Annotated in this window: 16 protein-coding genes and 1 tRNA gene; 4 read left to right on the forward strand and 13 right to left on the reverse strand. The window is 65.6% G+C overall.

Annotation, left to right across the window (positions count from 1 at the left end):
• Window positions 1–45: 45 nt before the first annotated feature.
• From BM353_RS07020 to BM353_RS07040, 5 genes are all read right to left on the reverse strand, one after another.
• Window positions 46–1,743, reverse strand: a complete 1,698-nt coding sequence (locus BM353_RS07020; RefSeq protein ID WP_092078402.1) for an ABC transporter ATP-binding protein — start codon at window positions 1,741–1,743, stop codon at window positions 46–48.
• Entirely contained in the window at window positions 1,740–2,681 is a 942-nt protein-coding gene (locus tag BM353_RS07025; protein ID WP_092078405.1) for an ABC transporter permease, read from the reverse strand. The genes BM353_RS07020 and BM353_RS07025 overlap by 4 nt, the downstream gene beginning before the upstream one ends.
• Complete coding sequence (locus BM353_RS07030; protein WP_092078408.1) at window positions 2,681–3,664, reverse strand: ABC transporter permease; 984 nt, start codon at window positions 3,662–3,664, stop codon at window positions 2,681–2,683. Before BM353_RS07030 ends, BM353_RS07025 begins: the two co-directional genes overlap by 1 nt.
• A gap of 61 nt (window positions 3,665–3,725) precedes the next feature.
• Complete coding sequence (locus BM353_RS07035; protein WP_092078411.1) at window positions 3,726–5,285, reverse strand: ABC transporter substrate-binding protein; 1,560 nt, start codon at window positions 5,283–5,285, stop codon at window positions 3,726–3,728.
• A 206-nt stretch (window positions 5,286–5,491) separates the two neighbouring features.
• The gene (locus BM353_RS07040) at window positions 5,492–7,072 is read right to left on the reverse strand and encodes an ABC transporter substrate-binding protein (protein WP_092078414.1); all 1,581 of its coding nucleotides are present in this window, start codon (window positions 7,070–7,072) and stop codon (window positions 5,492–5,494) included.
• A gap of 218 nt (window positions 7,073–7,290) precedes the next feature.
• On the opposite strand from BM353_RS07040, the gene BM353_RS07045 reads away from it, so the two are divergent.
• Together BM353_RS07045 and BM353_RS07050 are read left to right on the forward strand one after the other, a co-directional pair.
• Entirely contained in the window at window positions 7,291–8,319 is a 1,029-nt protein-coding gene (locus tag BM353_RS07045; protein ID WP_092078417.1) for a hemin-degrading factor, read from the forward strand.
• A complete protein-coding gene (locus tag BM353_RS07050) occupies window positions 8,316–8,825 on the forward strand; it encodes a hypothetical protein (protein WP_092078419.1) in 510 nt (169 codons plus the stop codon). The genes BM353_RS07045 and BM353_RS07050 overlap by 4 nt, the downstream gene beginning before the upstream one ends.
• On the opposite strand, the gene BM353_RS07055 is transcribed toward BM353_RS07050, so the two are convergent.
• From BM353_RS07055 to BM353_RS07080, 6 genes are read right to left on the reverse strand one after another with little or no spacing between them, the layout of a single operon-like run.
• Complete coding sequence (locus BM353_RS07055) at window positions 8,803–9,741, reverse strand: AEC family transporter (RefSeq protein ID WP_092078422.1); 939 nt, start codon at window positions 9,739–9,741, stop codon at window positions 8,803–8,805. The genes BM353_RS07050 and BM353_RS07055 overlap by 23 nt on opposite strands.
• Before the next feature lie 49 nt (window positions 9,742–9,790).
• Window positions 9,791–10,618: an MBL fold metallo-hydrolase gene (locus tag BM353_RS07060; protein WP_092078425.1), complete on the reverse strand. Its 828-nt coding sequence runs from the start codon at window positions 10,616–10,618 to the stop codon at window positions 9,791–9,793.
• On the reverse strand, window positions 10,618–11,442 hold the full coding sequence (locus BM353_RS07065) for a TatD family hydrolase (RefSeq protein ID WP_092078428.1): 825 nt from the start codon (window positions 11,440–11,442) through the stop codon (window positions 10,618–10,620). The genes BM353_RS07060 and BM353_RS07065 overlap by 1 nt, the downstream gene beginning before the upstream one ends.
• 39 nt (window positions 11,443–11,481) lie before the next feature.
• Window positions 11,482–12,600, reverse strand: a complete 1,119-nt coding sequence (locus BM353_RS07070) for a DNA polymerase III subunit delta' (protein ID WP_092078543.1) — start codon at window positions 12,598–12,600, stop codon at window positions 11,482–11,484.
• Complete coding sequence (tmk, locus tag BM353_RS07075) at window positions 12,597–13,232, reverse strand: dTMP kinase (protein ID WP_092078431.1); 636 nt, start codon at window positions 13,230–13,232, stop codon at window positions 12,597–12,599. Before tmk ends, BM353_RS07070 begins: the two co-directional genes overlap by 4 nt.
• Window positions 13,229–14,365 carry a D-alanyl-D-alanine carboxypeptidase family protein gene (locus BM353_RS07080; protein WP_245759595.1) on the reverse strand — a complete coding sequence of 379 codons (1,137 nt, stop codon included), beginning with the start codon at window positions 14,363–14,365 and terminating at the stop codon, window positions 13,229–13,231. The genes tmk and BM353_RS07080 overlap by 4 nt, the downstream gene beginning before the upstream one ends.
• A 345-nt stretch (window positions 14,366–14,710) precedes the next feature.
• Between BM353_RS07080 and BM353_RS07085 the strand changes: the two genes are divergently transcribed.
• Window positions 14,711–14,800, forward strand: a tRNA-Ser gene (locus BM353_RS07085).
• A 481-nt stretch (window positions 14,801–15,281) separates the two neighbouring features.
• On the opposite strand, the gene BM353_RS07090 is transcribed toward BM353_RS07085, so the two are convergent.
• The gene (locus BM353_RS07090) at window positions 15,282–15,650 is read right to left on the reverse strand and encodes a hypothetical protein (RefSeq protein ID WP_092078437.1); all 369 of its coding nucleotides are present in this window, start codon (window positions 15,648–15,650) and stop codon (window positions 15,282–15,284) included.
• A 77-nt stretch (window positions 15,651–15,727) separates the two neighbouring features.
• Window positions 15,728–16,456 (reverse strand): Abi-alpha family protein, encoded by a 729-nt coding sequence (locus BM353_RS07095; RefSeq protein WP_092078439.1) that lies wholly within the window; start codon window positions 16,454–16,456, stop codon window positions 15,728–15,730.
• A 177-nt stretch (window positions 16,457–16,633) separates the two neighbouring features.
• Here BM353_RS07095 and BM353_RS07100 point away from each other — a divergent pair.
• Window positions 16,634–16,867 (forward strand): transposase (locus BM353_RS07100; protein WP_143104115.1); only part of this gene is annotated, 234 nt, incomplete at its 3' end.

The raw sequence follows: 16,867 nt of genomic DNA on the forward strand, positions 1-16,867 counted from the left end.
TCAACGCGCCGCCGGGGCGCAAGGTTCCGTCCCGGGGCGCGCGGCCTAGACGGCTGTGTCGAGCTGCTCCAGCTTCGGCATCAGGCTCAGCAGCTCGCGGGTGTAACCATGCTCGGGCGCGGTGAAGAGGGTTTCGGTGTCCTGCACCTCGACAAGCTGCCCCCGCCGCATCACGCCGACCCGGTCGCAGACCTGGCGCACGACGGGCAAATCGTGGCTGATGAAGAGCATCGTCAGGCCGAGATGTTCCTGCAAGTCCTTGAGGATATTGAGGATCTGGGCCTGAATCGAGACGTCGAGCGCGCTTGTGGGCTCGTCGCAGATGAGGAAGCGCGGCTGGGTGGCGAGGGCGCGGGCGATGGAAATCCGCTGGCGCTGGCCGCCCGAGAACTCATGCGGATATTTGCGCCACGCGTCCTTGGCGAGGCCGACCCAATCGAGCAGCTGCCGCACCCGCTGATCGACCTCGCCCCGGGGCAGGAGCCGGTGGTGATGCAGCGGCTCGGCCACGATATCGCCCACCTTCATCCGCGGATTGAGGCTCGAAAAGGGATCCTGAAAGATCATCTGGATCTGGCGGCGATAGGCGGCGAGCCCCTCGGCGCCCATGGTCGAGAGAGGCACCCCGTCGAAGACGATATCGCCGCCGTCCATCGGGTAGAGCGTCGCGATCATGCGCGCCACGGTTGACTTGCCCGAGCCGCTTTCGCCCACCAGTCCGAAGACCTCGCCATCGTGGATGTCGAAGGAGACCTCGTCGACGGCGGTGAAATAGCTGCGCCACGAGGGGATCAGCGAGCCGCGTTCGAGGAACCGTTTGGTGACGCCCTTGACCTCGAGCAGTCGGCCCGAGTCGGAGGTTTTGGTGCGCGGCCAGCTCTGGGCCAGCGCCTCGATCTTGAAGCCGCCCTCGCGCTTGCCGTATTCGATCAGCGGGAAGCGGTCGAGTTTGACGGTCGGGCGCGGCACGGCGGAGATGAGCGAGCGGGTGTAGGGATGCGTCGGCGCGCCGAGCACTTGATCGGTAGTGCCGTTTTCGACCACCTCGCCGGCATACATCACCGTGACCGTATCGGTCGTGTCGGCGATGACGCCCATGTCGTGGGTGACGAGGATGACGCCCACCTGCCGCTCGCGGGCGAGCTCCTTGATCAGGTCCAGCACCTGCGCCTGCACCGACACATCGAGCGCGGTTGTGGGCTCGTCGGCGATGATCACCGAGGGCTCCGAGCAAAGCGCGAGCGCGATCACGACCCGCTGGCGCATGCCCCCCGAGAATTGGTGCGGATACTGGTTGAACCGCTCTTCGGGATTGGGGATCGAGACCCGGTCGAGCAGCGCGAGCGCGCGTTTCTTGGCCTCGCTGGCGGAGACGCCGAGGTGGAGCTGGATGGTCTCGACGAGCTGCTCGCCCACGGTGAAGAGCGGGTTGAGCGAGGTCAGCGGATCCTGGAAGATCATGCTGATCTCCCGGCCGCGCATCCGCCGCTTGGCTTCGAAATCGAGCGCGTCGACCCGCTCGCCCTTGAGCCAGATCTCGCCTTGGGTGATATGCGCCGGCGGATCGAGCAGGCCGATGACGGCGTTGCCGGTCATGGATTTGCCCGCGCCACTTTCGCCCACCACACCGCGGATCTCGCCGGGGTGGAGGTCATAGCTCACGTTGCGCACCGGGTTCACGATGCCGTGACGGGTCGGGATTTCGACCGTCAGATTGCGGATGGAAAGGACCGGTTCGCTCATTTCAGCCTCGGGTTCAATGCGTCGCGCAGCCAGTCGCCCAGCAAGTTCACGCTGAGCGCGAGCGCCAGAAGGGTGCAGGCCGGGAAGAACAGGATCCACCATTCGCCGGAGAAGAGATAGCCCTGCCCGATGCGGATCAGCGTGCCGAGCGAGGGCTGCGTCGGCGGCGCGCCGACACCGAGGAAGCTCAGCGTCGCCTCGGCGATGATGGCCAGCGCGAGCGAAATGGTCGCGATCACCAGCACGGGCGAGAGCACGTTGGGCAGGATGTGGCGGATCATGATCGTGGTGGGGCGCTGGCCGATGAGCCGGGCGGCGGCGACGTAGTCCTTGCCCTGCTCGACCAGCGTGGCGCCGCGCACCACGCGCGCGAACTGGACCCAGTCGCTCAGCCCGATCGCGAAGATCAGCACCCAGATCGCCATCTCGTCGCGGTACTCCACCGGGGTCACGCCCTTGGCCACACCGAAGATCAGCATCGCCACGAGGATCGACGGGAAGGTCAGCTGGATATCCGCCGCGCGCATGATGATCGTCTCGACCCAGCCGCCGAAATAGCCCGAGAGGAGCCCCAGCGTGATCCCCAGCACCATGGCGAAGAGCACCGCGGCGAAGCCCACGAAGAGCGAAATCCGCATGCCATAAAGGATGGTGGAGAAGACGTCCCGGCCCTGATCGTCCGTCCCCATGAGGAAGCTCTCGCCGGTGAAGGCGTTGGGGGCGAGCGGCGCGGTGAAGCCGTTCATCAGGTTGAGGCTCGCCGGGTCGAACGGGTTGTAGGGCGCGATCAGCGGCGCGAGGAGCGACGACAGCACCAGAAGGGCCACAACCGCGAAGGAGGCCATCGCCACGGGCGAGCGGGTGAAGGCATAGAAGAAATCGCTCTCGCGGAAGCGGCGAAAGCGGCCGGGCGCGGGCGGTGTCGTGCTGTCGGACATCATTTGCCCCCCGAGCTGTCGATCCGCAGGCGCGGGTCGATGAAGACGTAAAGGATATCCACCAGCAGGTTGATGCCCACGAACATGACCGAGATCAGCATGAGGTAGGCCGCCATGACGGGGATATCGACGAACTGGATCGCGTTGATGAAGAGCAGCCCCACGCCGGGCCATTGGAAGACCGTCTCGGTGATGATTGCGAAGGCGATGATCGAGCCGAGCTGGAGGCCGATGACGGTGACCACCGGGACCATCGTGTTCTTGAGCGCATGGCGGAAATTGACGACCCGTTCGCGGATGCCGCGGGCGCGGGCGAAGCGGATGTAATCCTGCCGCAGGACTTCGAGCATCTCGGAGCGCACGAGGCGCATGATCAGCGTCATCTGGTAAAGTCCAAGGGTGATCGAGGGCAGGATAAGCGCGCGGAGCCCGCTTTCGGTGAGGAACCCGGTCGTCCACCAACCGCCGAGCCGCACCGTCTCGCCGCGCCCGAAGGAAGGCAGCCAGCCAAGCTCGACCGAAAAGAGGTAGATGAGCAGGATCCCGATGAGAAAGGTGGGCAGCGAGACCCCGATGAGCGAGGTCGCCATGATCACATTGGCCGCGATCCCGTCGCGCCGGATCGCGGTGAAGACGCCGAGCCCGATCCCGAAGAGCACCGCGAGGATGCCCGAGACGGCGGCGAGCTCCAGCGTCGCGGGGGCGCGCTCGAAGATGATATCGGCCACGGGCCGCCCCTGACGGTAGCTCACGCCGAAATTGCCCTGCACCGCGCCTTCGAGAAAGCGGTAGTACTGAACGACGAAGGGCTGATCGAGGCCGAGCTGGCCGCGCAGGCGCTCCACGTCCTCGATGGTGCGCTCCTGCCCGAGCATGTTGTCGATCGGATCGCCCACGAAACGGAACATCGAGAAGGCCACGAGCCCCACGATCATCAGTACCAGAAGGGATTGCCCGACGCGGCGGATGATGAAGGCTAACATGGTCTCACTCTCTCCCCCTGCCCGCGCCGCTCAGCGCCGCGCGGGCCATTGCCGGACACTATCAATCGAGCGTAACCCACCGCAACAGAAAGAAGTTATCCGGCCGTTGGGTCAGTTCGACATTGGACCGCACGCCCCAGACCAGCGGCTGGACGTAGAGCGGCACATAGGCGACCTCGTCGGCGAGGGTCCGGGCGACCTCGTCAAGCATCGCCTGCCGCGCGCCGGCATCGATGGTGGACTGGATCTCGGGGAGGAGCGCGTCGACGCGGGCGTTGGAGTAGCCGCCGAAGTTCCACGAACCGAGTTTCTTCTCGTCGTTCGGCGTCGCCGCAAGGAAGCGGATCGGGTGTTCCGCGTCGAAGGTCCCCGGCGACCAGCCGAGCAGGTACATGTCGAAGTTGTCGGCCCGAAGCTCGGGCCAGTAATTCTGGACCGGCATCGCATCGAGGGTTGCCCGAAGGCCGACCTGCGCGAGCATTCCGGTGATCGCCTGACAGACGGCCTCGTCGTTGAGGTAGCGGTCATTGGGGCATTTGAGCCCGAAGCCGAAGCCCTCGGGATAGCCCGCCTCGGCCAGAAGCGCGCGGGCGGCGTCCGGGTCATAGGCATAGCCCTCAAGCCCCTCGGTGAAGCCGTCCATCGCCGGGCTCACGAGTTGGTTCGCCGGTTCGGCATTGCCGCGCATGATCGTCTGGAGGATGGCGGGCACGTTGATCGCATGGGCCACGGCGCGGCGCACGCGCGCGTCAGCGAAGGGGTTCTCGCCCTCCACGTCGGCGCTGTATTGCAGCGCCTCGGCCTCATGCGGGAAGCCCAGCATGATGACCCGTGCCTCGATCCCCTGAATGACCTTCACGTCGGGGTTGGCCTGAAGCCGCGCCACGTCCTGAATGGGCACCGGGTTGATGAAATCGACATCCCCCGAGAGCAGCGCCGCGAGCGCCGTCGCCGGGTTCTGGATCGGGGTGAGCTCGGCGCGGGTGAGGTTGTGCTCGGCCTCGTCCCACCAGCCGGCAAAGGGCTCCAGCACCGTGCGCAGCCCCGGCTCGCGGGTGGTGAGCTTGAAGGCGCCGGTGCCGTTGGCGTTGAGCGTGGCGAAGTTACCGTTTTCCTTGTCGGGCCGCGCGGCGCCGTTGGCCTCGGCCCAGCCGCTGTCCATCATCATCCAGTTGGCGATGCTGCCCGGAAAGATCGGGTTCGGCGCGGTGGTGAGGAAATCGACGGTATGGTCATCGACCTTGACGACCTCGGCGACCGGCGCGAACCAGCTGCGGGTATCGGCCGCCTCGGAGGCGGCGCGCTCGTAGGAGAAGATCACGTCATCGGCGTCGAACGCCGCGCCGTCGTGGAAGCTCACGCCCTCGCGCAGGGTGAAGCGCCAGCCCTCGCCCTCGCCGATCGGCTCCCAGGATGTGGCAAGCGCAGGCTCGATACCCATGTCCTTGCCCCGCCGGACGAGCCCTTCGTAGACGTTGTTGAGAAAGCCCAGAACCGGCGTCGAATTGACCGCGTGGGGATCCATCGTCTGCGGATCGGTGGTCTCGGCCCAGGTGAACTCCTCGGCCTCAAGCGGCAGGGCGGCGGTGGCCAGCACCAGCGCGGCGATAGATCGTCTCATGGGTCTCTCCCCTTTTGGCGGCAATCGGGCAGTCAGATGACTGGTGGTCGGTAGCTCGGTGATCTTGGGGTGGGCAGATCGTATACCCGGCGACAGGGGGGCTTGCCCCACCCAGCCCGCAACGCCCAGCCCGGCAAATGCGTGCGGCCCCGAGGGGATGCACCCCCCGGAGCCTGCGGATTTCAGAAACGCGACATCTGCGCGGATCAGTTGACGGTGATGTATTTCACCTTGGGCTGATCTTCGGGATCGACCTCGATGCCGAACGTCTCGCTCATGCCCCAGTTCAGCACCTGATGGTGAATCGGGATGTAGAGCGCCTCGTCCTGCACCACGCGCCAGATATCGGCGATGTCGGCGTTGCGCGCGTCCAGATCGGTGTTGGATGCGAGCGACTCGATCTTGGCGTCGAGCTCGTCATTGTCGAACCCGGTGCCGTTCCATGTGCCGATGCTGTCTTCGCGGCCGTGCACGAGGAAGTTGAAGATGTATTCCGAATCGTAGGTCGGAACGCCCCAGCCGAGCATGTAGAAATCGGTCTGGCCTTCGGTGATCAGCGGGAAGTGCTGGGCCTTGGGTTTGGCGTCAAGGTTCACGGTGATGCCGATCTGGCCGAGCATCCCGACCGCGGCCTGACAGATCGCCTCGTCGTTGATGTAGCGGTCATTGGGGCAATCGAGCCGGATCGAGAAGCCGTCGCCATAGCCCGCCTCGGCGAGAAGCGCCTTGGCGCCTTCGATGTCGGTGCTGCTTTCGGCATCCATCTCGGCGGTCCAGCCGTTGACGAAGGGCGGCGCGATCATGCCCGCGGGGATCGACTGGCCGCGCATGACGACCTGCTGGATCGCATCGCGGTTGATCGCCATGGACATCGCCTTGCGCACGCGCACATCCGCCAGCGGGTTGGCCCCGTCCACGTCATCGGCCTCGATGTCATCGGCGCCCATGTTGAGCCCGAAGAAGATGACCCGGTTCTGCGGCGCCTTCTTGACCGTGAGCCCCTCGACCGCGTTGACGCGCTCAAGATCCTGCACCGGCATGTCCTGAAGGAAATCGACCTCGCCCGAGAGCATCGCCGCAACCCGCGTCGCGGCGTTCTGGATCGGGGTGTAGACGATCTCGGTCACCTCCAGCGGGAACTGGTCGATGCCCCAGTAGGCCTCGTTCTTGGCCATGACGGTCTTCACGTCGGGCTCGCGGCTCACCAGAGTGTAGGGCCCGGTGCCGTTGGCGTTCGTGGTGGCATAGGTGATCTCGCCGCCCTCGAAGTCCTGCACGTTGACGGTGTTGTTGGCCTCGGCCCAGCCCTTGTCCATCATGAACAGGTTGGTCAGGTTCGACGGCAGGATCGGGTTCGGCCCGTCGGTGACGATCTCGACCGTGAGGTCATCGACCGCGCGCACTTCGGTGATCGAGCCGATCAGCTCTTTCATGTCCGAGTTCGGCTGTTGCGCCCGCTCGAAGCTGAAGACCACGTCTTCGGCGGTGAACGCGGCGCCATCGTGGAAGGTCACGCCCTCACGCAGCTTGAAGACCCAGACGTTGGGATCGTCTGCCTTCGGGCCCCATTCGGTCGCGAGCGCGGGCTCGAAGGCGCCGGTCGTGTCGCGGATGATGAGCGGCTCATACATCTGGTGGCGGACGGTATGCGTCGGCCCTTCGTTCTGGGCATGCGGATCGAGCGTCAGAGCATCGCCCGCGCGCGCCCACCGCAGCGTCTCGGCGCCCACGGGCGCGGCCATCGCGGCAATGAACGAGGCCAATACGGCTTTGGATACGGTTTTCATGAGAACTCCCTGTCTTCGTTTTATCGGCGCAGTCTTGGTCAATTCAAAACAGATCACAAGAGCCATGGCGCGAGAAAACCCGCCCGGCGGACGCGAGGTCAGGCCCCGGCGCTGAAAGTCCCGGCGCCGGATCGGGAGCCGGTTTCGCAAGACAAGATATCCGATGGTTTTTATCAGACTCCTCTTCCCCGACAACCTCTTCCGCGCTATGAAACCCCATGATGACAGGTTCGGACATCCGCGCCGCCCGCCGCCAGCACAGCGGCCGCGCGCGAGACATCGCAGAGGCGATGGGAGTATCGGAGGCGCAGCTCGTGGCCTCCGGCGTTGGCGAAGGCACCACGGCGATCGGGCCCGACCCGAACCAGATCGTGCCCCTGCTGGAGCCGCTCGGGCCCTGCATGGCGCTCACGCGCAACCCCTCCTGCGTGATCGAAAAGGACGGGATCTACAGCGATTTTCACGGCGGCGATCATGCCTGCATGACCCTCTCGCCCCAGATCGACCTGCGCATGTTTCCCAAGCACTGGGTCTATGGCTACGCGGTCGAGGAAGAGGTCAAGGGCGCCACGCGGCGCAGCGTTCAGGTGTTCGATGCATCCGGCACGGCGGTCCACAAGACCTACCTGCGCGAGGGCGCGGATCTCGATGCCTGGTCGCGGCTGACGGGCGCGCTTGCCCTCGATGATCAGTCCGACACGATCACCGTCTCCGCCCCGCCCCCGCCGGAAGGGGCGCGGATGAACCCCGAGAAGCGCGAGATCCTGCTTCAGGAATGGGCGCGCCTGACCGACACGCACCAGTTCCTGCGCCTGTGCGCCAAGCTACGGATGAACCGGCTCGGGGCCTATCGCATCGCCGAGGCTCCCTTCGTGCGCCCGCTGGCGCCGACCATCCTGCCCGAGCTGCTGGAGACGGTGCGCGCCGCCGCCATCCCGGTGATGATTTTCGTGGGCAATCGCGGCTGCATCGAGATCCACAGCGGCCCGATCGGCCGGCTGCAGGCGATGGGCCCTTGGGAGAACGTGCTCGATCCGGGGTTCAACCTGCACCTGCGCGGCGATCATGTGGCCGAGGTCTGGGCGGTGGAAAAGCCGACCCACCGGGGCCCGGCGCTGTCGGTCGAGGCCTTCGACGCCGAGGGCAATCTCATCCTGCAGCTCTTTCCCGTGCCCAAACCACCCCTGGACAGCCGCGCGCCCTGGGCCGAGATCGTGGCGGGCCTGCGGGATCTCGAACCGGCATGAGCCGCGCGCGGCGGTGCCCTGCCCCGCGCGCCCTGCGGGGGCTCGCGCTCGATCCGTCGGAGTTCGTGATCCTGTCGGTGCTGCGGCTCTATGTCTCCAGCTTCACCGCGCCGGAGCGGCAGCATTGGCTCGCCGGGTTGACCTGCGCCCAGCGGTTTTTCGGGGAGGAGGCCGGCCCGGGCGCCGCCTGCGCCATTCTTGCCGGCGTTCAGGCGCTGCGCCAGTCGCGCGTCTCGCCCCTGCGCATCACCGCGCCCGAGGGCCCCGGCCCCGCCCGCGCGCTGACTGATCACGAACGGCTTTTCATCCTGAGCCTGCGCGCCATGCGTCAGGGCCAGAAAACTGCCGCGGAAGGCTTTGCTCTGCTGCTCTGCGAGGGCAATGACACGGGGCCCCTGCTCCGCAGCCTCGCCAAGATCGCCGCGCTGAGCCCGCCCGCGCAGGGCGCGGCCAAAGCCCGCCCCGTCCGCGACGCCGAGGCGCTCAGACCCCGCGCAGGACCGTAAGCCAGAAGGTCACCGAGAGGATCGACATCGCGGTTGCGATCAGCACCGACGAGGCCGCGACCCGTTTGGCCACGCCGTACATGTTGGCAAAGATATAGGCATTGACCCCCGGCGCCATCGCCGAGGTCAGGACCGCCGATCGGAACCCCGCGGGGCCCAGCCCGGTGAGCTTGCCGAGCGACCAGACGATCGCGGGATGCAGCAGCAACGTCACAGCGCAGACCATGGCGATCGCCCGCGTGTCCCCCTCGGGGCGGTACTGCGCGAGGATGCTGCCCAGCCCGAAGAGCGCGGCGGGAAGCGCGGCGCGCGCGATCAGGCCCACCGCCTCGGCCGCCGCCCCCGGCACCGGCACCTGCGCGAGATTGATCACCAGCCCGAGCGCAAGCGCGATGATCAGCACATTGCCCAGCATCGAGCGCAGGACCTTGAGCGTGATGGAGCCGCCGAGGGCCAAGCGACGCGCGCGGAATATCTCCATCACAGTGACCCCGAGCCCGTAGCAGATCGGCGCGTGCACCGCGATGATCGCGTAGTTGGCGGCGAGCGCATCCGGCCCGAAGGCGCGCTCGGTGATCGGCAGGCCGAGCAGGAGCGAGTTGGAAAACAGACAGGTGAAACCGATGGCGACCGCATCCTCCGGCGGGCGCTTGAGCCAGAAGATCGAGAGCCCCATGCCGACGAAGAAACACGCGAACGCGCCCGCGTAGAAGGACAGCAGCAGCCGCCATTCAAAGGCCTCGCCGAGATCGAGGGTCGAGATCGCCTGAAAGAGCAGGCAGGGAAGCGCGAAATTCTGGACGAATCTCATGAGCCCGCCAACGGCGGCTTCGGGAAACACCCCGCGCCAATGGGCGACGTAACCCGCTCCGATCACGAGGAAAACCGGCAGGATAATCTCGATCAGCGCTTGCATCTCGGCCTTTCCGGGGCGCGGCGCCCCGCGCGGATCCGCGGCCCTGCGCTCACAAGGCGCGCCGGAGCACGAGCCCGTCATGGGCGGGGGCGATGTGCGCGGGGGTTTCGGCGGCGACGGTCTCGTAATCGAGATCGACGTGCATGTTGGTCAGCACGGCCCGGCGCGGCGCGGCGCGCGCGATCCACTCCAGCGTCCTGTCGAGATGGGCGTGCGTCGGGTGCGGGCGGCGGCGCAGCGCGTCCACGATCCAGCAGTCGAGCCCCTCCAGCGCGGGCCAGGCCGCCTCGGGGATCTCGGCCACATCCGGAAGGTACGCCACGTCTTCCATCCGAAAGCCGAGCGCGTCGATGCTGCCGTGATTGACCTCGAAGGGCGTGAAGGTGATCGCGCCGCCCGCGCCGGTGATGGTGATGTCGTCCTTGATCGCATGACCCTTGCTGGCGTGGCCCTTGATCGTGTGCATGTCGAGGATCGGCGGATAGGGGCTGCCCTCGGGCTGAACGAAGGCATAGCCGAAGCGCGAATAGAGGTTGTCCTGCGTGGGCCCGTCGGCCCATACCGCGAGCCGGTCCTTGCGGTTGTAGACCACGACGCGCAGATCATCGATCCCGTGGACGTGGTCGGCATGGGAATGGGTGTAGAGCACCGCATCGAGATGGCCGACGCCGGCATCCAGAAGCTGGCCGCGCAGGTCCGGCGGCGTGTCGATGAGCACGCGGGTGATGCCCCCGGCCTCCTCGCGCTCCACCAGAAGCGCACAGCGGCGGCGCTGGTTCCTGGGGTTCGCGGGGTCGCACTCGCCCCAGTCGCCCCCAATGCGCGGCACACCGCCGGACGAGCCACAGCCGAGGATCGTGCAGCGCAGCTCGGCCATCACGCGCCCGCCCGCGCGGCGGCGGCCTTGGCGAAGAGGCGGTTGAAATTCTCCTGCGTCTGCGCGGCGAAATCGGCGTAGTCGAGGCCGAAGACCTCGGCGCCGACCCTGGCGGTATGGGCGGTGTAGGCCGGCTCGTTGCGCTTGCCGCGATGGGGCGGCGGCGCGAGATAGGGCGCGTCGGTCTCGACAAGGATCCGGTCCACCGGGGCGGCGGCGAAAATCTCGCGCAGCTCTTTGGAGCGCGGGAAGGCCGCGATCCCGGACATCGAGAGGTAAAACCCGAGCTCAAGCGCCTTTGCCGCGAGCGCCGCGCCCGAGGAAAAGCAATGCATGACACAGGAATAGGCCCCGGCGCGGAACTCCTCCTCCAGAATGCGCGCCATGTCCTCATCGGCGGCGCGCGCATGGATGATGAGCGGCAGGCCGGTCTCGCGCGCGGCGGCGATATGGATGCGCAGGCTCTGCTGCTGCACCTCGGCGCTCTCGGCGCTGTAGTGGTAATCCAGGCCCGTCTCGCCGATGCCCACGAACTTGGGGTGCGCGGCCAGCGCCACGAGCTCGTCGACGCGCGCCATCGGCTCCTCGGCGGCGCTCATCGGGTGGGTCCCGGCGGCGTAGAAGACCTCGTCATGCGCCTCGGCGATCGCGCGGACCTGCGGCTCCAGCCGAAGCCGGGTGCAGATCGTGACCATCCGCGTGACCCCGGCGGCCACGGCCCGCGCGATCACCTCGCCCCGTTCCGCGTCGAAATCGGGGAAATCGAGGTGGCAGTGGCTGTCGGTGATTTCGGGCACGGGGGCGGTGTTGTGGTCGGTCGGCATCGGCACCTCAGGGGATCGGGTCTTGCGTCGGGTGCTGGCTCAAGCGGCGGCCTTGCGCAACGCAAATACCGTATCAAGGATGAGCGCGGCGGGGTCAAGATTGACCGACCGGCCCCGGCGCAAAGAGGCCCCGACATCTTCGGCCATTGCCGCCCAATGACGCGCCGCGGCGGGATCGGCGCAGAGCGCGGCGAGCGCCGCCCCCTCGCCCGGCACGATGTCCTGCGCGGGGGGCGCGCCGGTCGCCCCGGTGCGGACCAGCCGCAGAAGGAACCGGTCCAGCAGCGCGATGAGCAGATCGAGCCGCGCCTCCTTGCCCGGCCCCGCGACGCTTTCGGCCAGGGCCAGCGCCCGCGGGCGGTCAAATTGCGGCAGGTCCCGCAACACCGACACGAGCGCGCCGTAAAGCTCCAGCCCGTCATGCGCGGCGATCCGCACCGCCTCGCCCACCGAGCCATCGGCAAGCTCGGCCAGGGCCGCGGGCGACGCGCCGGTTTCGACCCCGCTCAGCGCCAGCGCCTCGGCCAGATCTTCGGGCCCCAGCGGCCGGAGCGGCAGCACACGGCAGCGCGAGCGGATCGTCGGCAAAAGCCGCGCGGGCTGGTGGGTGACGAGCAGCAGCGTGGTCCGGGCGGGCGGCTCCTCGAGCAGCTTGAGCAGCGCATTGGCCGCGGCGGTGTTCATCTCGTCGGCGGCATCGACGATCACCACGCGCCGCCCCCCGTCGCTCGCCGAAAGGCCAAAGAAGCTCTTGAGCTTGCGCACCTCATCGACCGTGATCACCGTGCGCAGCCGTTTGGTCTTGGGATCATGGCCCCGCCGCAGCACGAAGAGCCCCGGATCGGCCCCGGCGCGGAGCCGCCGCGTGACCGGATGCTCGGGCGAGACGTCGAGCGTGGTGGGCACGTCCGGTTCGCCGAAAAGCCCGCTCCCGGCCTCGGGCGTGGCCAACAGAAACGCCGCGATGCGCCAGGCAAGCGTCGCCTTGCCGACCCCGCGCGGGCCCGTCAGCATCCAGCCATGGTGCAGCCGCCCGGCGGTGTAGGCCTCCAGGAAGGCGGCCTCGGCGCGGGCTTGCCCCACGAGGCGCGCGGTCTGCGAGGGGTGCGGCGCGCCCTCGACCACGTCCGGCCGTGGCAGATCCTCCAGATCGGTCATGTGGCCGCCATCAGCGCCGGCTTGACCGCCGCCCACACGTCGGCCGCGACCTCGTCCTCGGGGCGATTGCCGTCGATGACGCGAAAGCGGCTCTCGAATTCACGCGCCAGCCCGAGGAAGCCCGCCCGCATCTTGCGCTGCAGGTCCAGCCCGAAATCCTCGAACCGCTCCTCCGCCGTTGCCCGCGCCTTGGCCCGGCCAAGCGCGACACCGGGGTCCATGTCGATCAGCACGGTCAGATCCGCCTCGCGCCCGATCATCAGGCTGTGCAGCGCATCGACACGGGCCCGGAGATCCCCGCGCGACAGGCCCTGATACATCCGGGTGCTGTCGACGTAGCGATCGCAGATCACCGTCTCGCCCGCCTCCAGCGCCGGGGCGATCAGCCGTTCCAGATGATCGCGCCGCGCCGCGGTGAAGAGCAAAAGCTCGGTCTCGGCCGACCAGCGGTCCGGATCGCCCTGCAACACCAGCGCGCGGATTTCCTCGGCGCCGGGGCTGCCCCCCGGCTCGCGCGTCAGGATCGCCCGCTGGCCATCCGCCACCAGCGCCGCGTGAAGCCGCCGCGCCTGGGTCGATTTGCCCGAGCCGTCGATCCCCTCGAATGTGATGAAGCGCCCGGGCGCTGTCACTGCTCGACCGCCTGATCGTTGAGCTGGCGCAACAGGACCAGCGCCGCGGTCTTGATCCGCCCGCCGAAGCCCGCCACCGGCACAGACGCATCGGCCACCAGCGGGATGCGCGTGCTGGGCAACTCCTCGCCCCGCGCGATGACCAGCTCGGCCACGGGCTCGCCAAGTGCGATCGGCGCCGTGAGCGGGCCGTCGTAGACGATTTCCGCCGCGATCTCGTCCGTGCCGCCAAGCGCGGGCACCAGAAGCTCGACATCCGCCTCGGGTACGAGCCCGACCGACCCCGCCTGCCCCATCCAGACATCGGCCTCGGCCAGCACCGATCCCGCGCTCGCGACCTTGGCTTTCTTGAACTGCCGGAAGGACCAGTTGACCACCCGCTCGGCCTCCTCGGCGCGGGTCTGCTGACTGTCGAGCCCGGCCACCACGAAGACGATCCGGCGATCGCCCTGCGCGGCCGAGCCGACGAACCCATAGCCGGCCTCCTCGGTGTGGCCGGTCTTCATCCCGTCGACGCCGATGCCCAGCCCCAGAAGCGGGTTGCGGTTGCGCACATTGCGCGGCGCGCGGCCGTCAAAGGCGAATTCCTCTTCGGCGAAGAGCGGATAGAACTGCGGGAAATCCTCGATCAGCCGCTCGGCCAGAAGCCCCAGATCCGCAAGGCTCATCCGGTGGCCGATCTGCGGCCAGCCGTTGGAATTGGTGAAGGTGGAATCCTCCATGCCCATCTGCTCGGCCCGCCGCGTCATGAGCCGGGCAAACCCGGCCTCGGTCCCGTCCGGCGAGAGCGCCTCGGCAATCACCACGCAGGCATCATTGCCCGAGAGCACGATGATCCCACGCAGCAGATCCTCGACCTTCACCCGGTCGGTCGTGTCGAGAAACATCGTCGAGCCGCGATAGCTCATGGCATGAGCGCTGACCGGCAAGGTCTCGTCCAGCGTGAGCCGCCCGTCCTCCAGCGCCTCGAAGGCCATGTAGAGCGTCATGAGCTTGGACATGGACGCCGGCGGCAGCGGCTCATCGGCGTTTTTGGCCAAAAGCACGGTATCGGTAGTGAGATCCTTGACGAAGGCCGCCCGCGCGCTCGTCTCGAAGGCCTGCGCGGCAGGGGCGAGGCCAAGGGCCAGCATGAGCACGAGAGCACGGCGGCATAGCAGGGCGAAGCGGTGAAGGCGCGGAGATGTCATCGGCTGTTCCGTAGGTTTGACCATGTCGCGATCGGGCGAGCTTTGCTCAAGAAGACCCCCACAACAGCCGAAGCGCAACCCGAATCCGGACAAGTTTCAGCGAGCGGTGCCGCGGAATTCGGCGCTTGCGGCCAGAATCCGCCCAAAGCCCCCGCCTCAGGCAAGGCCACCCATCGGCGCGACCCACCGGCGCCACCGATCCGTCGCACCAGTGGGTCCATCGAGGCGCTCGAAGGATTGACATTCAGATCCGAAACCGCGACCAAGCGCCTTCGATCAACATACGCCGGAGGAGTGGCAGAGTGGTCGAATGCACCGGTCTTGAAAACCGGCGTGCGTGAAAGCGTACCGTGGGTTCGAATCCCACCTCCTCCGCCATTATCCCCATTGCGAACCAGTGACACCGCCCTGACGGGCATGGATTTTTCCGTGTTATCAAAGGGGTTTGCTAGAACCGACCGAACCTCATAGACGCGCCGCCTGGTCGAAGCTGGGCTCAGAATGACCCTCAGTCTCAGTTTGGGCGAACCTCGTCCGTTCCGGTTCGGCCTCGTTTTCTTGTTACCTTTCAATGCTCTGCCGCCGAACACCGCCAAAACCCAAACGCGCGTTCCTAGCGATATCGATGGCAACAGAGACGGAACACGCGGTAGGCGCGTTGCTCGGGATGCCAGCGTAAATCGACGGATTTCTTGGGTCGGTTCGCATCCCGTTTCCGTGCGGAAAGTGAACATGGGTTCAAATGGGGATGAGGCCCTATGCGCAGGACGTCCTGCAGTCCATGGTGGTTTAACCGATGACCGCGCAGGAAAGGCTGCTCAAAAAATTTACAAAAATGCTTGGGTTTTGGGCGAACTAGTCAACTTACGATCCCTGCTTGATGGCCCGCCAAAATAAACAACAGGAGACCGGTGGAGAATGAAATCAAGCCGTAGAGAATGGTGTATGACCAAGCCAATAACTTTCCGCTTTTCGGGGCGGTTCGATGTCTCGCTAGAATTCTTCCGTAGAACGCCTGAGCGCTGGAGGCATACACCCATAGCCATAGACACACGCCGAAAATTTGAACGCAGAACACGCCAACGACAATCAGAAAAGCCCATATGTCGCGAAGGGGACTAATGCCGGCAGTCAGAGTGCCACCGTAGCTGCCAATCATCACTATTGCACCAGCTACGGCATATTGACCCAGAAGGTCGAAAATCTCTTTCGGGTCGGGGAAATTCATACGGCATCCAAATCCGCTAATTTAAAGTGCGAAGGCACTACTCGTCGAACAGACACTGACGTTCCATGTGGTTTTCGCTATACATCCGCAGAGGCCACAGAGAAGCTTGGATCAGTCACTGCAGCGACAAATTCTTCCCCAAAATGTGTGAGGCTCCAGAAGCCATCTCGTTTCTCGACAAGCCCTAGCCGGTCGAGGTATTCGTGGTGTGCATCTGAGCTCTCTCCCAGGACTGTTGTGACACCAAACCCAAAAACACTTACAGAAGCCGTGAGTGCCCGCGCATAAGCCTTCATCGTCTTTTTTGCGTTCTTCTCGGCGATCTGCGCAAGTACGAGAGCGTCGGACGCGCTGAGTTGCGACAGTATTTGAGGAAATACAGGGTGAACCGCTCCACCGTGAATTTCGTTGGCGATCAAGTTAGCCCATATGTCGCGAAGGTTTTCGTCACTCTCGAGGGATGCCTCCTCAATGGCTTTAACCAAAACGCGAGCGCTCGGTCTTTGGTTTTCCGGAGGTATTAGATTTTGGGTCTTTTGCCTCGCGCGCTGCACAGCATCGGCCGCGAAGACCTTTTGGACATCTATCATCGCGTCAAATTTGGCTTGAATAAGCGCGCCAAGTCCGGCGGTTGTCTTAGTGATCGGAGCAATCAAGTCGGAAAAGGTATCGCAAGCTGTATCGATTGCCTTCGTCCAACCCGCTTCTGGAATAGCTTGGGCAACCTTCCCAATGCCCGCGAGGTCTCCGCTACCATCATCTTCAGACACATAATTCTCCTCGTTGCCAACCAGAGGATATTGCATGGAGCCGTGACAAAACCAATAAGCAAAACTGCCATGCTAACGACGGTCGTTATTGTTGAACTACAAATTGTGACAAAACTGCATCGACTAATGTGCCAAAAGCTTAAACTCTTAGGGTCAGGACCCATTGATTTCATTGAGGCGTCATGATTCACCGTCCGAAAACAGAGCGGTGACATGTCTGATCTTTTCTGGTTGAGCGACGCGCAGATGGCGCGCCTGGAGCCTTACTTCCCGAAGTCCCACGGCAAGCCACGCGTCGATGATCGTCGTGTTCTGAGCGGGATTATCTTCATCAACCGCAATGGGTTGCGTTGGCGGGATGCTCCGAAGGAATATGGCCCTCACAAGACGCTCTACAATCGTTGGAAGCGCTGGAGCGACAAGGGCATCTTCGCGCAAATGATGGTT

Origin of the sequence: Poseidonocella sedimentorum (genome assembly GCF_900116005.1) — a bacterium.
GTDB classification, from domain to species: domain Bacteria; phylum Pseudomonadota; class Alphaproteobacteria; order Rhodobacterales; family Rhodobacteraceae; genus Poseidonocella; species Poseidonocella sedimentorum.

Coding starts and splice junctions, on each gene's coding strand:
- BM353_RS07020 (WP_092078402.1), bottom strand. CDS start 1,743: ATGAGCGAACCGGTCCTTTCCATCCGCAATCTGACGGTCGAAATCCCG.
- BM353_RS07025 (WP_092078405.1), bottom strand. CDS start 2,681: ATGTCCGACAGCACGACACCGCCCGCGCCCGGCCGCTTTCGCCGCTTC.
- BM353_RS07030 (WP_092078408.1), bottom strand. CDS start 3,664: ATGTTAGCCTTCATCATCCGCCGCGTCGGGCAATCCCTTCTGGTACTG.
- BM353_RS07035 (WP_092078411.1), bottom strand. CDS start 5,285: ATGAGACGATCTATCGCCGCGCTGGTGCTGGCCACCGCCGCCCTGCCG.
- BM353_RS07040 (WP_092078414.1), bottom strand. CDS start 7,072: ATGAAAACCGTATCCAAAGCCGTATTGGCCTCGTTCATTGCCGCGATG.
- BM353_RS07045 (WP_092078417.1), top strand. CDS start 7,291: ATGATGACAGGTTCGGACATCCGCGCCGCCCGCCGCCAGCACAGCGGC.
- BM353_RS07050 (WP_092078419.1), top strand. CDS start 8,316: ATGAGCCGCGCGCGGCGGTGCCCTGCCCCGCGCGCCCTGCGGGGGCTC.
- BM353_RS07055 (WP_092078422.1), bottom strand. CDS start 9,741: ATGCAAGCGCTGATCGAGATTATCCTGCCGGTTTTCCTCGTGATCGGA.
- BM353_RS07060 (WP_092078425.1), bottom strand. CDS start 10,618: ATGGCCGAGCTGCGCTGCACGATCCTCGGCTGTGGCTCGTCCGGCGGT.
- BM353_RS07065 (WP_092078428.1), bottom strand. CDS start 11,442: ATGCCGACCGACCACAACACCGCCCCCGTGCCCGAAATCACCGACAGC.
- BM353_RS07070 (WP_092078543.1), bottom strand. CDS start 12,600: ATGACCGATCTGGAGGATCTGCCACGGCCGGACGTGGTCGAGGGCGCG.
- BM353_RS07080 (WP_245759595.1), bottom strand. CDS start 14,365: ATGCTGGCCCTTGGCCTCGCCCCTGCCGCGCAGGCCTTCGAGACGAGC.
- BM353_RS07090 (WP_092078437.1), bottom strand. CDS start 15,650: ATGAATTTCCCCGACCCGAAAGAGATTTTCGACCTTCTGGGTCAATAT.
- BM353_RS07095 (WP_092078439.1), bottom strand. CDS start 16,456: ATGCAATATCCTCTGGTTGGCAACGAGGAGAATTATGTGTCTGAAGAT.